Consider the following 16826-nt stretch of genomic DNA (forward strand, 5'->3'; position numbering starts at 1 on the left):
GGCGGGCGTCGGCGCCAGATAGGGCGTGACACTTTCCTCAAGCCCGGCGGGACGATGTTTTTTGCGAAGCACGGCCATTGCCACACCATTTGGCACTAAAGTACGCCTAATTATGCGTCAAACTAGGCATGCCGTCAAGCCGCTCCCTACGAGCTGCCAACCAGGCCAGTGGGTGATGGGTGCCTGATCAGCAACGGCAATCCCAGCTGTTTTCTATACCTTCGGCGCCACCGCCCAGAAACCGGCCTTGCGCCCATGGGTCTTCCGCAGCGAGGCGCGGTAGGCGGCATGCGGATCGATACCGGCCAGTCGCAGATCTGCGGCGGCAGCCGGCGCCAGCGCATCGAGCCTGGCGAGATGGCGGGCGCCAGCCCCATAGGCATTGGATTTCGCACGCGCCAGAATGTCATCCAACAGGGCGCGATAGAGCACCGTCGCGGCGGCCGGACGCTCGTGCTCCAGGATTTCGGCTGCCGGCGCAAGAAAGTCGTAGTGCCTGCCTTCCCAATTCCGGCGGTGCTCGATCACCAGCCGCGCGGCGCGATCGAGACGCGGCCATTTGAGAAAGAATTCCAGCGCGAGATAACGCTGCTTCGATCCGGACGCGACATCGAAGGCGCGGTCCAGCGTGTCGAATTCCTCGAAGTCGCCAAGGCGTTCGACATATTCGCGCAACGCGCCGGCATCCAGGGTGGCCTCGAAGCAGGTCCAGCGCAGCTTCTGCGCGGCAGGTTTGTCTCCTTGCGCCTCGATGATGCGGGCTTCGACCATACTGCGGGCGACTGTGCCCGGTTCGCGAGTCCCGGTGCCGTCGGCCAGATCGCTCATGCGCATGTAGCGGATTACCGGACGGCTTTTCCTGCGAATCCAGTCCAGCGCTTCCTTCAGCCGGCCCGCCTCCAGCAACCTTTCGGCAATGGCGATGGTGTCCTGTGCATGTTCCGGCTTGGAAGCTTCCAGGGCGATCAGGCCGTCGAGGTCGCCGAGCTTTTCGGCCATGACCTGTCTGACGTCACGGACCTGCCGCGCCAGCGCCTGGCCTTTCCAGTCCCGGTCACCCTTCGTCGCGGCGTCGAGCTTCTGCTGCCTTCCGGCAAGCTGCTCGTCCCAGCGCCGCAGGGCAGGCTTGTCGAGATGATCGGCGACGGCACGAGAAACCGCCAGCAGATAACCATATGAGTTGTCGCCCAGTGCTGCCATGATCCTGTCGGCCAGGTATTCCTTGTCAGGCGCCGCGATCCGTGCGGTGATATCGCCAATCGACTCGACCATGCCGGCGTAGAGTTCCTGCACCTGCCCGCGCGAATCGTCGATCCGCTCGAACACGGACTCGCTCGTCGAAAGGAAGCGGAGCAATCTGTCGACCGCCATTGCCGGCGAGGCCGGCGCCAGTTCGCCGACGATGCTGCCAACGGTGGCCGCAAGATCCTGCTGGAAGGGCTTAACCTTCTCCCAGTCGATAAAGCTCCGGGCGCGCTCCAGCGCCGAGAGCCGCTTGTCGATCAGCTTAGCGACGGCATCCGGCCCCTTGGTCGCGGCGAGCGCCGCATTGACCAGCTTGCGGAAGGGCGCGCTGCGCGCCGCCTCGTCGAGAACAAGCCGCGCAAGCCTCTCGGTTCCGAGCTCGGACAGTTTTTCGACATTCAACGAAGGCGTGCGCGCCATGACGTCTCTGTTCTCCACAAGGCTTGGCGTTTCCCCGAATCCGGGCACCACTGGATACGAAACAGCCTGTCGCCCTCTTCGCAAATTCACCTTACCGGGCCGCTTCCTTCAGCCGATACAGCGCCTCCAGCGCCTCCTTCGGGGTCATGTCGTCGGGGTTGAGCGCGACCACCGCCTCGCGCAGCCGATCGGTTTGTTGCGGTTTCGGTGTAGCCTCCCGCCTTGCTGCCACCGAAAACAGCGGCAAATCGTCGACCAGCCGGTTGGCCTTGCCGGACGTCTCGCCGCTCTCCAGTTGGTGCAGCACGTCGCGGGCGCGGTCCACCACGGCGGGCGGCAGGCCTGCCAGCCGCGCCACCTGGATGCCGTAGGAACGGTCGGCGGCCCCCTTGCCGACCTCGTGCAGGAAAATCACCTCGCCTTCCCACTCCTTCACCCGCATGGTGACATTGTGCAGCCGTGCCAGCTTGTCGGCCAGCGCCGTCATCTCGTGGAAATGCGTGGCGAACAGCGCCCGGCAGCGGTTCTTCTCATGCAGATATTCCACCGCCGCCCAGGCGATCGACAGGCCGTCGAAGGTAGCGGTGCCGCGGCCGATCTCGTCCAGAATGACCAGCGAGCGTTCGCCGGCCTGGTTGAGGATAGCCGCCGTCTCGACCATCTCGACCATGAAGGTCGAACGACCGCGCGCCAGATCGTCGGAGGCGCCGACGCGGGAAAACAGCCGGTCGACGACGCCGATATGGGCATGTCCCGCCGGCACGAAGGAGCCGGTCTGCGCCAGAATGGCAATCAGCGCATTCTGACGCAGGAACGTGGACTTGCCGCCCATGTTCGGGCCGGTGAGCAACCAGATCGCGCCGAATTTTCCGCCATTAGCCGGCGAAAGATCGCAATCATTGGCGACAAAGGGCTGGCCGGACGACCTGCGTAAAGACTGCTCGACCACCGGATGGCGGCCGCCATCTATGTCGAAAGTTAGGCCGTCATCCACCACCGGCCGCGTCCAGTTCTCGTCGATCGCCAGCGTGGCTAGTGCCGCCGAAACGTCGAGCACCGCAAGCGCCTGAGCGCCGGCGCGGATTTTCTCCGCGTGGCCGACCGCCTCGGCAACGAGATCGTCGAACACGGCGAGTTCGATCTGTAGCGCCCGGTCGGCGGCGTTGACGATCTTCGTCTCCAGGTCGGCGAGTTCCGTCGTGGTGAAACGCATGGCGCTGGCCATGGTCTGGCGATGGATGAAGCGGGCGCGCAGCGCGTCGCTCCCGGTCATCGCCGCCTGATGGTTGGCCGTCACCTCTATGTAATAACCCAGCACATTGTTGTGCCGGATTTTCAGCGAGCGCACGCCGGTCTCGTCGATCAGCCCGCGCTCCAGCCCGGCGATGACTTTTCGCGATTCGTCGCGCAGCGCCCGCATCTCATCGAGTTCCGCGTCCCAGCCGGCGCGCACGAAGCCGCCGTCGCGTTTCAGCAGCGGCATCTCGTCGGCCAGTGCCCGCGCCAGGCGGGTGGCACAATCGGCCGGCAGCGCGCGTATCGCCTCCAGTGCCGCGGCAATTTCCGCCGGCGGCTCGGCTGGCGCCAGCAGGTCGCCGATCTCCGCGGCAGCCTGCAACCCGGCGCACAGCGCGCCGAGATCGCGAGGCCCACCGCGATTCAGCGCCAGCCTCGTCAGCGCGCGCGGCATGTCGGCAAGGCCTTTTAGCGCTGCGCGCAAGCCGTCGCGCAGATCGGGCTCGCCGATCAGCCACGCCACCGAATCCAGCCGCGCATTGACCGCGTCGGGCGCCGTCAGCGGCGAGGTCAGCCGGTCGGCCAGCAGCCGCGCACCGGCCCCCGTCACCGTGCGGTCGATCGCCGAAAGCAGCGAGCCGTCGCGGCTGCCGGACAGCGTGCGCGTAAGCTCCAGATTGGCGCGGGTCGCCGCATCGATGAACAGCGTCGAGCCCGCCGTCTCGCGCTCGGGATGTCCCAGCGGCGGCCGTTCCGCCTTCTGCGTCTTCTCGACGAAGGCGATGATGCCGGAGATCGCCGACAGTTCGGCGCGGCTGAAGCTGGCAAAACCGTCGGGTGTCGCCACCTGGTAGAACCGCGCGATGCGGTCGGCGGCACTCACCGAATCGAACAGGCTCGGCGGCTGCGGGCTCGCCATGCGCCCCAGAACGTCGAAGACCGGCTTCAGCTCGGGGTCGCGGAACACGGGATCGGCGACGATCAGCTCGCGCGGATCGACCCGAAAAATGTCGGCGAGCAGGCGGTCCGGCGCGCTCTCGGCCACCCGGAACAGGCCGGTCGACAGTTCCAGCCAGGCCAGCGCAAAACTGCCGCCGGCGCCGTCGCTTCGCGCGCCGCCCTTGACCCGCCCCAGCGCCATCAGGAAGCTGGACTCGGCCGGCGAAAGCAGCCTGTCCTCGGTGATGGTGCCGGGCGTCACCAGCCGCACCACGTCGCGCTTCACCACCGACTTGCCGCCGCGCTTCTTCGCCTCCGCCGGATCCTCGATCTGCTCGCAGACGGCGACGCGGTGGCCGAGCCCGATCAGCTTCTGCAGATAGTCGTCGGCCGCGTGGACCGGCACGCCGCACATCGGGATGTCGGCGCCGGCGTGTTTTCCGCGCTTGGTCAGCACGATACCCAGCGCGCGGCTCGCCACTTCGGCGTCGTCGAAGAACAGCTCGTAGAAATCGCCCATGCGGTAGAACAGCAGCGAATCCGGGTTCGCCGCCTTGATCTCGATATACTGCTCCATCATCGGCGTAGGCGCCGAGCCCCCTCCCGCTTGCGGGGAAGGGCCGGGGCCAGCGGCATAGGGCGTTGCAGTCTCCATCACCGTCCCGATCTTCGGTGAAGGCGAACCCCCACCCCTGCCCCTCCGCACCAGGGAGAGGGAACTTTCGCATTGCGCAAAAACGCTTTCATCCCTGCTTGGCGCTTTACGACCGCCGAGTGTAGCCTTAATCCAAAACACTCCACAAAAAGAAGCATCGGGCCGTGCAACGCGGCCTTCGGGAAGGAAACACGTTTCACATGGCCTCGAAGAAAGCCGACAACGGACCCTCCGTCAGCGCGCAGGAGGCGCTCGACTTCCATGCCATGGGCCGGCCGGGCAAGCTGGAGATCGTGCCGACCAAGCCGATGGCCACTCAGCGCGACCTCAGCCTCGCCTATTCGCCGGGCGTCGCGGTCCCCGTGAAGGCCATCGCCGAGGATCCCTCCCGCGCCTTCGACTACACGTCGCGCGGCAACATGGTCGCCGTCATCTCCAACGGCACCGCCATTTTGGGCCTCGGCAATCTCGGCGCGCTTGCCTCGAAGCCCGTCATGGAAGGCAAGGCGGTGCTGTTCAAGCGTTTCGCCGACGTCGATTCCATCGACCTCGAGGTCGACACCGAGGACGCCGAGACTTTCATCAACGCCGTGCGCTATCTCGGCCCCTCCTTCGGCGGCATCAACCTAGAGGACATCAAGGCGCCCGACTGCTTCATCATCGAGCAGAAGCTGCGCGAGGTGATGGACATCCCGGTCTTCCACGACGACCAGCACGGCACCGCGATCATCGCCGCCGCCGGCCTGATCAACGCGCTGCAGATCACCGGCCGCGACATGAAGACCACAAAACTCGTCTGCAACGGCGCCGGCTCCGCCGGCATCGCCTGCGTCGAGCTGATCAAGTCGATGGGGTTCGCCCCGGAAAACGTCATCCTCTGCGACACCAAGGGCGTGGTCTACCAGGGCCGCACCGAAGGCATGAACCAGTGGAAGTCGGCGCATGCGGCAAAAACCGACGCGCGCACCTTGGCCGACGCCATGGACGGCGCCGACGTCATCTTCGGCCTCTCCGCCAAGGGGGCGCTCACCACCGCGATGATCCAGTCCATGGCAAAAAACCCGATCATCTTCGCCATGGCCAATCCCGATCCCGAGATCACGCCGGAGGAGGTCGCGGAAATCCGCACCGACGCCATCATGGCGACCGGCCGCTCCGACTATCCGAACCAGGTTAACAACGTGCTCGGCTTCCCCTACATTTTTCGCGGGGCGCTGGACGTGCGCGCCACCACCATCAACGACGAGATGAAGGTCGCCGCCGCCAAAGCGCTCGCCGACCTCGCCCGCGAGGACGTGCCGGACGATGTCGCCGCCGCCTACCAGGGCATGCGGCCGAAATTCGGCCCCAACTATATCATCCCCGTGCCCTTCGACCCACGGCTGATCTCCGCCATCCCCGTGGCGGTCGCCAAGGCTGCGATGGATTCCGGCGTGGCGCGCCGGCCGATCGTCGCCCTCGACCGCTACGCCCAAGAACTTTCCGCCCGCCGCGACCCGATCGCGTCGACCTTGCAGCGCATCTACGACCGCGTCCGCCGCCAGCCGAAACGCATCGTCTTCGCCGAGGGCGAGGAGGAGCAGGTGATGCGCGCCGCCGTCGCCTATGCGAACCAGAAACTCGGCACCGCGATCCTGGTCGGCCGCGACGAGGTGATCAAGGAGAACGCCCGCAACGCCGGCGTCGATTTGAACAAATCCGGCATCGAGATCATCAATGCCCGCCTGTCGCGCCGCAACACCGTCTATGCCGACCATCTCTACGAGCGCATGCAGCGAAAAGGGTTTCTGTTCCGCGACTGCCAGCGGCTGATCAACAACGACCGCAACCACTTTGCCGCCTGCATGCTGGCGCTGGGCGACGCCGACGGCGTGGTCACCGGGGTGACGCGCAACTATTCCACCGTGCTCGACGACATCAGGCGCGTCATCGACGCGAAACCCGGCCATTGCGTCATCGGCGCCTCGATCGTGCTGTCGCGCGGCCGCACAGTGATCGTCGCCGACACCGCCGTGCACGACATGCCCAACGCCGAGGAGCTAGCCGACATCGCCGAGGAAACCGCCGGTTTTGCCCGCCGCATGGGCTACGAGCCGCGCGTCGCCATGCTCGCCTACTCCACCTTCGGCCACCCGCCGGGCGAGCGCTCCGAGCGCGTGCAGGAAGCGGTCAAAATCCTCGACAGGCGCCGCGTCGATTTCGAATATGACGGCGAGATGGCCGCCGACGTGGCGCTGAACCATCGGCTGATGCGCGAGCAATACCCCTTCTGCCGCCTCTCAGGCCCCGCCAACGTGCTGATCATGCCGGCCTTCCACTCCGCCTCGATCTCGACCCGCATGCTCCAGGAACTCGGCGGCTCCACCGTCATCGGCCCGCTGCTGGTCGGCCTGAACAAGCCGGTGCAGATCGTCAGCCTGAACGCCAAGGATTCGGACATCGTCAACATGGCTGCGATCGCGGCGTATTCGGCGGGGAGTTGAGGCGTGATCTGTCCAGCTTATCTGCGATCTCTTCGGCACGACTACCGAGGAGTGAGGCCGAAATTAGACCATAAGGACTCCAGAGCCGTCGTATAGTCGCGCATCCGCGACGACCTTGATCCGAAAGCATGCGTGCACGGTTGCATCTAAGACGGTATACAATAACGTCCTAACGTACTATGTTCGTGCTTTGATGACTCGGTGCATTGCTGAACATGGTTGTCACAGCCTCCCCTCTATCCCGCCTCAATGAGTTTGTAGCCAAGCAGGAGGCGGTATCCGACACCCTGCCTTTTATTCACCTGACCAACACGTACAAATTCGACAAAATAGCTGCTTCTGATATTATTAAGACAGAGCGATGCAGGTATTTTAAAGAGGAACTAATATACCTATTTTATGGTCGACCTGCTTACAGAATTAAAAAAACCCTTAATGGAAATCTCCCATTTGATTGGCCTGTGGCTTTAATATTTGACGAAAGGATAATTGCTAAAAAGATTTCGAGATTGTACCCGTTTGATACAGGTGGCTTTTTTATAAAAAAGTATGAACGATTTTTTGATAAGGCTAGTACAATTGGCGACTTTAGCCTTGAACCTACTCTGGAAACAATTTTAAGGGTTGTTTCTGCGTTTTATCAGAGTAATTATGAGTACTTTACCGGAGCAAGCCGAAAGAATGTTGATATCGCCATTGATCAATTCGAAGCTATCGGACTGCACGAAATGGCGCGACAACCCGCGGATCCAGAGGCGTCTTCGCGGGTGCCTCCAGATGAGCGCGCGTCATCCATAGAGGCTCAACTGGAGGAGGATCTCGCACTCAGCGGTGCGCTGCGTGCAGTAGTTTGCCCGTTACGTCTCATGGAAGTGTCGAGATGGGTTGCGGCACTCAACCGATGGAGTCCGACTGTTATCGAACCTTACTCCGTTCATAACGCCGTCCATCCTGAATTTTTTGCCGGCGTTGTTTATAGCAAGGTCGAAAGCGCTTTGCGACAGCTAGGTTATCTACAATGATGAGACTATCCGCCATACATGTTAGCGACAACAATTTCCCATTGATTGGAACGCCAATATTTTCTAACGGCGACGGCAATTTGTACTTTCAAGTATCAAATGATGGACGAAATATTGATAGTTTCGCCTCGGTAAGGTCGCTACCTCGCGACAGACTACTTTACACCGGCGTTAACCATGAGAAAAGAGATGTAGGAAGTAAGATCTTGTACTGCGTTGCAATATCAAAAGAGTGGTCTTGGCTCGGTGATAGAGACCGCATAAGGAAAGATATTTTGGAGCCCCGATATGCTTCTGTGGTAAAACAACATCCTTTTTTGCATATGGAGCTGGGATATATTTTGAATGACGTGGGTATCGTTAACGAAGCGGCGAAGAAGGGCGCAGCAAAAATCGCTAGGATCGCCCCGAGCATTGCGCACGCTTGGAAAAGAAACTGCGGACTACATCCAGATGTTATTGATAGCATTGATCAAATAATTGCTTCGAACACTCCGTCGACAACGGAATTGGTGGCAATACGCGTGAGTCTTCCCGAAGTGGTATTCGCGGCCTTGGATTCAGCCGCTATCGCCATCGGAAAGAGGCGCGCCGTCATGGTCCGAGATACGCTCTCACGCCATCGGGAGGAAATGCGAGCCCCAGAATTTCTCGACAAAGTGGTCAATTTCTCCAGGTCCTTACAAGAGGACGAATTTATTGGGCGCCGCTTTTGGAGCGACGAAGCTCTTCAACATCATCTCTTAGGGGATGCTTTCTCATCCAAGCCACACCTTAATAGCCGAATATTCTTCAAAGTTGCAAAGACCTTTGAATTTTCTAGATCTACTCTGAGGTTATTTGAAAGAGAGCAGGTACTCCTCTTCAAGATTTGGAATGAGCAAGGATTTCTTTTAAGATTTTTCAATGTCGAGGAGTTCTATGGTTATTCTATATTGTATATGGTTGATAGACATGTGGGTCTCTTCAGAGAACGGCTTATAAAAGAAAGAGATCGCCGCTTCGATTTTATTCGCGATGACTTAAGGGATCAACTAGGAGGTAATCTCGTCGGGCGATCCCAGACGGTTCTTTGATTGATGGTACTCCGTGAACATGCTCCCACGGCGGATTTTTCCGCCCCGTGGCGACTATTCGTGCTGTCAGAATGCACCGTTGCCCGTCTTGTGGTCAGGCGGGCTCAGGGGGCGCCTGGCGACATTCGAAGCGGCGTCCGCCCTACGAATTCCTGGCGCCACCCTTTTCCCTCGCTTCCGCACTGCAACAGGCGTAAGACGCCGGCCATGGAAAACAATCGCTTCGAGACGCCCGTCACCGTCAAGTCCTCGCAAGGGCCTGACAGGGCCCTGAACACCGCCCGCGAGGCGACCGACTATCTGTTGAACAACTGGACCGGCAAGCGCGGCCCGAAGCATCGCGAGGCGCTGCAGGCCTGCCACGATGCGCTGGCCGGCACCAAGCCGGCGATGACGGCGCGCCGCGCCTTCGTCGCCGCGGCGCGCGAGGCGTCCGTGCTGGTCACCGACAAGGTCTGAACAGCTACTCGGCCTTCTCTTCCTCGGTGCGGGGCTCGGCCTCATCCGTCTCCGACTGCTTCTTGGCGGCCTTGGCGGCCAGCTTTTCCGCCTTCTTGGCGGCCTTGATGCGCTCGCGTTCCTTGCGTTCGTGATTGTAGTTGGGCGGCCTCGGCATCGGCTTCTCCTTTTTTGTTGCGTGGCCCCCTGCCTAAGACCTTAGGCCGGCGAACACAACCTCAAGCGCAAAAGCTTGCCGCAGCGGGCGTAGGGCGCCGGCGGTTTTCCGAAAACGGTGCCTAAAACGGGGATGAAAAATGCGCCGTTTTGAAGAAATATTTTTGAGCGCGCCGGCCTGGCCTCGCCAACCCATTGAAATCGCTCGCAGGCGATTCCGCATCGCAGCCGCCTTTTGACAAAAAACGGCGCTGGCTATCCCCCTCGCCAAAAACGCGCGCATACTTTTCGCCAGTTTCTCCCGCCGGGAACGCTTCCGGAGTCGTTTGAAAGCGGGGAGGAACCGGCGCCTCCGTCATGCTGCCGACGAAGCGGCATGGCCGGGGAGGCCGCGTCCGAAGGTTCCTCCCTCGACACTACGGTCGGGGCGCACTGGACGAGTGCTTAAGACCGGGCCAGCCGAGGCGAAAATGCCGGAGCCGGAGCAAGGCGAAGCGGAACGGACGAGGCCAGAAATCGCCGGACGGGCGGCCGCGAGGTCGCACAAAATTTAGATGAGCGACCCCGCGGCCGCCCGTCTTCCCGACCCTCACCAACCCGGCCAACAAGCGCGGGAGCGCGAACCCATGCCCAGACGCAAGAACCCAGAGACCGAATTCGTCACCGAGGCGGACGTCGCCAGCCTCACACCCTTCGAAAGGCGGTGGATGGAAAAGCTGCTCGACGTGCGGCCGATCGGCGATCCGCCGCGCGGCATGACCGAAGAAGAATATTTCGCGCCGAAACCCTACACGCCCTACGACTGGGACGACCCCGATATTTCCGACACGTTCGAATATGAGGTGATGCCGGAGGGGTATCCGAGCTTCCGCATCGTGCATTCGCCGCGTAGCGAATACCAGAACGACGCGCAGTATGAAGCGGGGCGCCGTGACAAGGAGGGTTTTTATTACTTCCTCGGCATTTTTCTCGGTCTCTCGCAAAGGGCCGCCACCTGCATCGGCCTGCACAAGACCTGTACGCGCGAGGCCTGCCGGCGGGCACGCAAATGCGCCTCGCGCCGCGCCGAGGACGACTGGACGGTGTTCCCCGGACCGATGATGCCGCCCTGCTGCAACACCACCGAGCGCACCGCGCTGGTGCGCCACATGGTCAACATCAAGCTCGAGCAGCACAATGAGTGGGTGCTGGCCGGGCAGGCCGAAGCCGACGAAGGCGGCGGACGATGACGCGCTACCGCAGCGACGTCGCCATCACGCCGCCGTCGACGGTCAGCACGGCGGCGTTGACCTTGTCCATCTGCGCGAGGTGCAGGAACACGTCCGCCACGTCCTCCGCCATCACCTCGACGCCGAGCAGGTTGCCGGACATGTATTCCTTCGGCGTCATGCCGCGCGCGGCGGCGCGTTCCAAAATCATCTGGTCGGTCATCAGGCCGGTGCGGATGCGCCCGGCATTGACGCCGGCGACACGAATGCCTTCGCCGCCGTGGTCCACCGCATATTGCTTCATCAGCGCCATGGTGGCGGCCTTGGGAATGCCGTAGGGCCCAAAATCCTTGCCGGGATTGACCGACTGGTTGGAGATGTTGAACAGGATCGTGCCGCCGCCGCCCTGGGCGCGAAACAACCGCACGGCCGCCTGGCAGACATGCTGGTGGCCGAAGAAGTTGAGATCAAAACTTCTGCGCAGCGCTTCCATCGGCAGGTCGGCGATCGCCCCCTGGTCGGCCGATCCGGCATTGGAGACCAAGAGGTCGAGCCCGCCGAGCTGCTCGACGATCTTTTCGAACGCCGCCTCGACCGATGCGCGGTCAGTCACGTCGCAGCGCAGCGCGAAACCCTCGATCTCGGCGGCCAGCGCCTGGAGTGCCTCCTCGTTGATGTCGAGGCAGGCGACTGTCGCGCCCGCGCCGGAAAACGCGCACGCCACGGCGCGGCCGATGCCGCTCGCCGCCCCCGTCACGGCGACCCGTCGCCCCTCCAGCGGGCGAGTCAGAAGATTTGCCGGCGCTGCGCTCGCCATGATCACGCAGCCTGCTTCAGCGACAGGTCGCGGAACAGCACGTATGCCCGCTCCACCGTCTCGGTGTCCGCCGGACGGCCTTGGCTCCAATCTTTGCCGCCCTTGATGTCGTGGAGATCTGCCATTTTCTTGTCCTTCGTTTCTGGTCGCGGCCGGGATCAGGCCCTGGCGACGAAATCGCGCATCGCCTTGAGGATCAGCGAGATCGAGATCGCTCCGGGATCGGGGTGGCCAATGCTGCGTTCGCCCAGCGAGCGCGCCTTGCCGGTGGTGGCGATCATCGCCTTGGACGCCTCAACGCCCTGCAGCGCGCCATCGACTGCGGCGGCCGTCGCTGCCTCAAGCCCTTTGTCGGATGCCGCCCGCGCCGCGCGGGCGGCCGGAGCAAGCGCGTCCACCATGGTCTTCTGGCCCTCCATAACGCCTCCGCGCTTCAGCACGGCGGCAAGCCCATCCTCGAGGAACGCGGCAAAGCTCGCCCCGTCGATGCTGCCGCCGGCAAAACCCTTGGCGCCGGAGCGGAACAGCGTGCCGAACACCGCGCCCGCCGCGCCCCCCGTGTTCGACAGGATTGCCATGCCGATCGTCTTGAAGGCGGCATCGACGCTGTCCGGCTCGGATGCCTTGAGCGCTTCGAGCGCGGCCTCAAAACCGCGCCGCATGCCGATGCCATGGTCGCCGTCGCCGATGGCGAGGTCGGCGTCGGTCAAGATTTCGGTCTGGTCGATCAGCGCCTGGCTGACCGCGACCAGCATGTCGCGGGCGCCGGCCGCGTCGAGCGTTTTTGCCATGGCCGCCTCACATCCGCGAATAGCCGAGGGATTCGGCCGGCATGTCGAGATAGTGCTTCAGCTCGTCATCGAGCTTGAGCAGGGTGACCGAGAAGCCGGCCATCTCTTGCACGGTGAGCCAGGTGCCGACATCCGAGCGATGCACCTCGATGCCTTCGCGATCGAGGATCTGGCGGATGCGGCGGTTGACGATCAGCATCTCCATCATCGTCGTGGCGCCGAGATTGTTGATCATCAGCGCGACCTCGTCGCCGCGCTTGAACGGCAGGTCCGACAGGAGTTTCGCCATGAGCTGGTCGGTGATCTCGTCGGCCGGCGCCATCTTCTGGCGCGACACGCCGGCCTCGCCATGCGCGCCCATGCCGATCTCGATCTCCTCGTCAGCGAGTTCGAACGCCAGCTTGCCGGTCTCGGGAATGGAGCCGGCGGCGACCGCGACGCCGATCGAGCGGACATTGGCGACCGCCTTGCGCGCCACGCGCTCGACTGCGTCCAGCGTGTCGAGTTCAGACGCGGCGGCGCCCGCGATCTTGATCATGAAAATGTCGCCGGCGATGCCGCGCCGGTCATGCGTGCGCTCCGGCGGTGCGGCGGCGACATCGTCGGTGACGCGCACGGTGCGCACCTCTATGCCGTCCTCCTCCAGCAACTCGACCGCCATGTCGAAGTTCATATTGTCGCCGGCATAGTTGCCGTAGAGGAACAGCACGCCCTTGCCGCGGTGCACGGCCTTTGCCGCTTCGTAGATGATGTCCGGCGAAGGCGCGGCGAACACTTGGCCGCACGCGGCGCCATCGCCCATGTTTTTCCCAACGAAGCCGTGGAAGACGGGCTCGTGACCGCTGCCGCCGCCGATCAGCAGCGCGACCTTGCTCTCGGGCAGGTCGGTGCGGACGATCGCCGCGTGCTTATCGAGCTTGCGGACGCGGCCGTCATTGGCCAGCACCAAGCCCTCCAGCATCTCGGCTACGACCTTCTTGGGATCGTTCAGGATCTTCTTCGGATTAGCCAATTTTCTCCTCCTCTTCCTGTCGCCGCGCATCGGGCACATGATCCAGGATCATGAACAGGATCACGCCGGCAAGCAGCACTGGAAAACCGAATACAAAAAGCCCATGCAGGAAAGGCTGGCACAGCATGGCGAAGCCGATCAGGATCAGCGCCGAGGCCAAGCGATAGAACCAGTTCTTGGTGAGGTAAGCGCTCATCGTGCCTTGCCTCCCAAATGCGAGACGCGCGCGCCGGTCTCGGCGTCGAACAGATAGCCGGCGCCGTCGGCGATGCGGAACGAACAGGCGTCGCCCTGTTTGAAGAGCATCTCGGATGGCACGACCTTGCGGAACGAGCCCGCGTCGGCGTTGACCTGCACCGCGCGTTCGAAGCCGCGGTTGTCCACCGCGTAGACCGAACCGGCATTGGCGTCGGCCGCGTCATTCGCGCCGACTTCGATGTCCTCCGGCCAGACGCCAAACAGCAGCTTGCGGCCTGGCGCCAGCCGCGCCTCGCCGAAGGCGGAAAGCGGTATCTTCTGCGCCCCGCCAGGCAGCACGCCCCAGCCATCCGCCACCGTCGCGCTGAAGAACGCCATGGACGGACTGCCGATCAGCTTGCCCACGCCCATGTTGGCCGGCAGAGCGATGATCTCGTCGATCGTGCCCGTCTGCTGGATGACGCCGCTCTCAATGATCGCCAGGCGGTCGGCGATGGCGATCGCACCGTGATAATCATGGGTGGCATAGAGCATGGTGGAGCGGTGCTGGCGATGGATTTGCCTGAGTTCGGCACGGAGGCCTTCGCGCAGCTTCAGGTCGAGCGCCGAAAGCGGCTCGTCGAGCAGGAACATCTTTGGACGGCGCACCAGTGCCCGTGCGATGGCCACACGCTGGCGTTCGCCGCCGGACAAAGTGTCCACGTCACGGTCGAGCAGATGCGAGATGCGCAAAAGCTCGGCGGTGCGGCCGACGCGCGTCCTGATCTCGGCCTCGTCCTCGCGGTAGGTCGGCGACCGCAGCGCAAAGGCGATATTGTCCTTCACGTCCAGCACAGGCAGCAGGTTGAAACCTTCGAAAACGATGGAAACGTCGCGGCCTGACGGATCGATGTCCGTGACGTCGCGTCCGGCCAGGAAAACTTTGCCGGCTTCGAGACTGAGCGAGCCAGCGGCCGAGAGCAGGGTCGAGCTTTTGCCCGCGCCCGTCGGGCCGAGCAGAGCCATGATCTCGTTATCGGGCACTTCTAGGTCGAGGCCGCGCAGCGCCCGCTTGGCGCCGTAGGATTTCTTCAGCCCTTCCAGTCTCAGCATTGGGACGCTCATGCCGCGTCCCCCGTCACGCGCCGGCCTGTCTCCGCGTCGAAGAACAGAAGTCCTTCCGGCACGAAATGCACCGCCTCGGCTGGCGTCGTCCGGTTCGGCCGCTTGTCGACGCCCTGATAGGCGTTGCCGCCGATCGAGAAATTGAAGAAGCGGTCGCGGCCGACCGAGAATACATCGTCCACGGCAAGGGAGGAGGCGATCGGGACGCCTGGCTCGACCAGATGCACGTTGAGCGGCCGCACGCCGAGCTTCAGTTTTCGCCGGCTGGTGACTGCCCATTGCGGGATGCGGTTGCGGGCGGGGGTCAGCGTGACGCCGCTGTCGCCGAGCCTCAGACCGCCGTCCACCGGCACCAGATCAATCAGGTTCATGGATGGCGAGCCAATGAACTGGCCGGCAAAGACATTCTCCGGCTCGAAGAAGATGCGGTCGGGCTCGCCGACCTGAACGATGCGCCCGTCGCTCATCAGCACAATGCGGTCGGCCAGGCTCATCGCCTCGCGCTGGTCGTGGGTGACGTAGATGGTGGTGACGTCGAGTTCTCGCTGGAGATGGCCGAGTTCCCAGCGCATCTCCTCGCGGAACTGCTCGTCGATCGCAGACAGCGGCTCATCGAGCAGGAGCACGGCCGGCTCACGGATGACGGCGCGCGCCAGCGCCACCTTCTGGCGAGCACCGGGCGGCAGGGATGCGGGATAGCGGTCGAGGTCGGCGGCGAGCCCGAAAATCCCGACGACCCAGTCGAGCTTGCGGGCGATCTCGGCGCGAGGCACGCCGCGTGCCTTGAGCGGGAAGACGATGTTCTCGCGGATCTTCAGATGCGGGTAGAGCGAGACGAACTGGAACACCATGGCGATGTTGCGCTCGCTGGCCGACATGTCGTTGACGCGCCTGCCGTCGAACAGCACGTCGCCGGACGTCGCCTTCACCAGCCCGGCGATGCAGCGCAGGGTCGTCGTCTTGCCGCAGCCGGACGGGCCGAGATAGACCACGAACTCGCCGTTCCTGACCGTCAGGTTGACGTTGTCGACCGCCTTGAAGCCGGCGAAGTCGATTGTCAGATTCTTGAGTTCTATCTCGGCCATCAGTATTTCTCGCCCATCTTGCCGAGATGGCGGACCAGGATCATCGACAGGCCGATGATGATGAACAGCAGCATGACCGCCAGTGCCGAAGCTTCGCCGGTGTAGAAATAGCTGAAGGCGGTTTTCGCCACAGCAAACGACACGGTCTCCGTGCTCGACCCCGGCCCGCCGCCGGTGAGCGCGAAGAACAGGTCGTATTGCTTGAAGCTGTCGATCAGCCTGAGGATCAGCGCGATGAACAGCACCGGCGCCGACATCGGCAGGGTGATGCGGAAGAATTTGTAGGCCGGACTTGCGCCGTCCACTTCCGCGGCCTCGTAGATGGTCTCCGGAATGCCACGGAAGGCGGCGGTGGCGAGCAGAATGATGAAGGGCGCCCACATCCAGGTGTCGGCAATCGCCGCAGCCCATAGCGCCGGTGTCGTCTGGCCGAGCCAATCGACCTTCGACAGGCCGACGACGGTCAGCAGATAGTTGATGACGCCCCATTCCGAATTCAGCATGTAGCGCCACAGAAAGCCGACGACGACCGGTGACAGCATCATCGGCATCATCAGCAGCGTGAACACAACGTCGCGGCCGCGAAAATTCTTCTGCAACTGGTAGCCGACGAAAATGCCGATCAGCATCTGCATGGCCACGCAGATGAACACGAATTTGCCGGTGAAGACGAAGCGGTCCCAGAGTTCGGGGTCGGAGAGCAGGAAGGTGTAGTTCTTCAAACCGACCGGTTTCATGCCGGCGGCGGGCCGCAGCGCCGAGAAGTTGAAGAAGGAATAATAGATCAGCGAGAAGATCGGGTAGGCGACCATGAAGATCAGGATCGCCAAAGTCGGCGACAGGAAGCCGAAGATCATCAGCCGGCCGGAGGACCGCTTCTTCAGCTCGGCCTGGCGCTTGTCGTGGGAAGCGGCGCTCAT

The 16826-nt window shown here is 62.9% G+C and carries 16 protein-coding genes; 5 read left to right on the top strand and 11 right to left on the bottom strand.

Features of this window, described 5'->3' with window-relative positions; all coding sequences use genetic code 11:
• Positions 1-213: 213 nt before the first annotated feature.
• Together ACH196_RS14730 and mutS are read right to left on the bottom strand one after the other, a co-directional pair.
• A complete protein-coding gene (locus tag ACH196_RS14730) occupies positions 214-1665 on the bottom strand; it encodes a DUF6880 family protein (protein WP_396647654.1) in 1452 nt (483 codons plus the stop codon).
• Between the two features lie 91 nt (positions 1666-1756).
• On the bottom strand, positions 1757-4495 hold the full coding sequence (gene mutS, locus ACH196_RS14735) for a DNA mismatch repair protein MutS (RefSeq protein ID WP_396647737.1): 2739 nt from the start codon (positions 4493-4495) through the stop codon (positions 1757-1759).
• Positions 4496-4695: 200 nt separating this feature from the next.
• On the opposite strand from mutS, the gene ACH196_RS14740 reads away from it, so the two are divergent.
• From ACH196_RS14740 to ACH196_RS14755, 4 genes are all read left to right on the top strand, one after another.
• Complete coding sequence (locus tag ACH196_RS14740) at positions 4696-6978, top strand: NADP-dependent malic enzyme (RefSeq protein ID WP_396647655.1); 2283 nt, start codon at positions 4696-4698, stop codon at positions 6976-6978.
• A gap of 215 nt (positions 6979-7193) precedes the next feature.
• The gene (locus ACH196_RS14745) at positions 7194-8000 is read left to right on the top strand and encodes a hypothetical protein (RefSeq protein WP_396647656.1); all 807 of its coding nucleotides are present in this window, start codon (positions 7194-7196) and stop codon (positions 7998-8000) included.
• Positions 7997-9076, top strand: coding sequence for a hypothetical protein (locus ACH196_RS14750; protein WP_396647657.1), 1080 nt, complete (start codon positions 7997-7999; stop codon positions 9074-9076). The genes ACH196_RS14745 and ACH196_RS14750 overlap by 4 nt, the downstream gene beginning before the upstream one ends.
• A gap of 207 nt (positions 9077-9283) precedes the next feature.
• A complete protein-coding gene (locus tag ACH196_RS14755; protein WP_396647658.1) occupies positions 9284-9535 on the top strand; it encodes a DUF982 domain-containing protein in 252 nt (83 codons plus the stop codon).
• A gap of 4 nt (positions 9536-9539) precedes the next feature.
• On the opposite strand, the gene ACH196_RS14760 is transcribed toward ACH196_RS14755, so the two are convergent.
• Positions 9540-9692, bottom strand: a complete 153-nt coding sequence (locus tag ACH196_RS14760) for a hypothetical protein (RefSeq protein WP_396647659.1) — start codon at positions 9690-9692, stop codon at positions 9540-9542.
• A 625-nt stretch (positions 9693-10317) separates the two neighbouring features.
• Here ACH196_RS14760 and ACH196_RS14765 point away from each other — a divergent pair.
• Positions 10318-10920: a hypothetical protein gene (locus ACH196_RS14765; protein WP_396647660.1), complete on the top strand. Its 603-nt coding sequence runs from the start codon at positions 10318-10320 to the stop codon at positions 10918-10920.
• A 4-nt stretch (positions 10921-10924) separates the two neighbouring features.
• Here the strand turns inward: ACH196_RS14765 and ACH196_RS14770 are convergent, their stop codons facing one another.
• The 8 genes from ACH196_RS14770 to ACH196_RS14805 are packed head-to-tail and all read right to left on the bottom strand — an operon-like array spanning position 10925 to position 16826.
• A complete protein-coding gene (locus tag ACH196_RS14770; RefSeq protein ID WP_396647661.1) occupies positions 10925-11716 on the bottom strand; it encodes an SDR family oxidoreductase in 792 nt (263 codons plus the stop codon).
• Between the two features lie 2 nt (positions 11717-11718).
• The gene (locus ACH196_RS14775; RefSeq protein ID WP_396647662.1) at positions 11719-11841 is read right to left on the bottom strand and encodes a hypothetical protein; all 123 of its coding nucleotides are present in this window, start codon (positions 11839-11841) and stop codon (positions 11719-11721) included.
• A 33-nt stretch (positions 11842-11874) separates the two neighbouring features.
• Positions 11875-12507 (bottom strand): dihydroxyacetone kinase subunit DhaL, encoded by a 633-nt coding sequence (gene dhaL / locus ACH196_RS14780; protein ID WP_396647663.1) that lies wholly within the window; start codon positions 12505-12507, stop codon positions 11875-11877.
• Between the two features lie 7 nt (positions 12508-12514).
• Complete coding sequence (locus ACH196_RS14785; RefSeq protein WP_396647664.1) at positions 12515-13519, bottom strand: dihydroxyacetone kinase subunit DhaK; 1005 nt, start codon at positions 13517-13519, stop codon at positions 12515-12517.
• On the bottom strand, positions 13512-13715 hold the full coding sequence (locus tag ACH196_RS14790) for a hypothetical protein (RefSeq protein WP_396647665.1): 204 nt from the start codon (positions 13713-13715) through the stop codon (positions 13512-13514). The genes ACH196_RS14785 and ACH196_RS14790 overlap by 8 nt, the downstream gene beginning before the upstream one ends.
• Positions 13712-14821 (bottom strand): ABC transporter ATP-binding protein, encoded by a 1110-nt coding sequence (locus tag ACH196_RS14795; protein ID WP_396647666.1) that lies wholly within the window; start codon positions 14819-14821, stop codon positions 13712-13714. Before ACH196_RS14795 ends, ACH196_RS14790 begins: the two co-directional genes overlap by 4 nt.
• Positions 14818-15906 carry an ABC transporter ATP-binding protein gene (locus ACH196_RS14800; protein ID WP_396647667.1) on the bottom strand — a complete coding sequence of 363 codons (1089 nt, stop codon included), beginning with the start codon at positions 15904-15906 and terminating at the stop codon, positions 14818-14820. Before ACH196_RS14800 ends, ACH196_RS14795 begins: the two co-directional genes overlap by 4 nt.
• Entirely contained in the window at positions 15906-16826 is a 921-nt protein-coding gene (locus ACH196_RS14805; protein WP_396647668.1) for a carbohydrate ABC transporter permease, read from the bottom strand. The genes ACH196_RS14800 and ACH196_RS14805 overlap by 1 nt, the downstream gene beginning before the upstream one ends.

This window comes from Mesorhizobium sp. IMUNJ 23232 (assembly GCF_044326205.1).
Taxonomy (GTDB): domain Bacteria; phylum Pseudomonadota; class Alphaproteobacteria; order Rhizobiales; family Rhizobiaceae; genus Kumtagia.

Bases quoted from the DNA above. Each gene is read 5' to 3' on its own strand.
- ACH196_RS14730 (WP_396647654.1), bottom strand. From the start codon at position 1,665: ATGGCGCGCACGCCTTCGTTGAATGTCGAAAAACTGTCCGAGCTCGGA.
- mutS (WP_396647737.1), bottom strand. From the start codon at position 4,495: ATGGAGACTGCAACGCCCTATGCCGCTGGCCCCGGCCCTTCCCCGCAA.
- ACH196_RS14740 (WP_396647655.1), top strand. From the start codon at position 4,696: ATGGCCTCGAAGAAAGCCGACAACGGACCCTCCGTCAGCGCGCAGGAG.
- ACH196_RS14745 (WP_396647656.1), top strand. From the start codon at position 7,194: ATGGTTGTCACAGCCTCCCCTCTATCCCGCCTCAATGAGTTTGTAGCC.
- ACH196_RS14750 (WP_396647657.1), top strand. From the start codon at position 7,997: ATGATGAGACTATCCGCCATACATGTTAGCGACAACAATTTCCCATTG.
- ACH196_RS14755 (WP_396647658.1), top strand. From the start codon at position 9,284: ATGGAAAACAATCGCTTCGAGACGCCCGTCACCGTCAAGTCCTCGCAA.
- ACH196_RS14760 (WP_396647659.1), bottom strand. From the start codon at position 9,692: ATGCCGAGGCCGCCCAACTACAATCACGAACGCAAGGAACGCGAGCGC.
- ACH196_RS14765 (WP_396647660.1), top strand. From the start codon at position 10,318: ATGCCCAGACGCAAGAACCCAGAGACCGAATTCGTCACCGAGGCGGAC.
- ACH196_RS14770 (WP_396647661.1), bottom strand. From the start codon at position 11,716: ATGGCGAGCGCAGCGCCGGCAAATCTTCTGACTCGCCCGCTGGAGGGG.
- ACH196_RS14775 (WP_396647662.1), bottom strand. From the start codon at position 11,841: ATGGCAGATCTCCACGACATCAAGGGCGGCAAAGATTGGAGCCAAGGC.
- dhaL (WP_396647663.1), bottom strand. From the start codon at position 12,507: ATGGCAAAAACGCTCGACGCGGCCGGCGCCCGCGACATGCTGGTCGCG.
- ACH196_RS14790 (WP_396647665.1), bottom strand. From the start codon at position 13,715: ATGAGCGCTTACCTCACCAAGAACTGGTTCTATCGCTTGGCCTCGGCG.
- ACH196_RS14795 (WP_396647666.1), bottom strand. From the start codon at position 14,821: ATGAGCGTCCCAATGCTGAGACTGGAAGGGCTGAAGAAATCCTACGGC.
- ACH196_RS14800 (WP_396647667.1), bottom strand. From the start codon at position 15,906: ATGGCCGAGATAGAACTCAAGAATCTGACAATCGACTTCGCCGGCTTC.
- ACH196_RS14805 (WP_396647668.1), bottom strand. From the start codon at position 16,826: ATGAGCGCCGCTTCCCACGACAAGCGCCAGGCCGAGCTGAAGAAGCGG.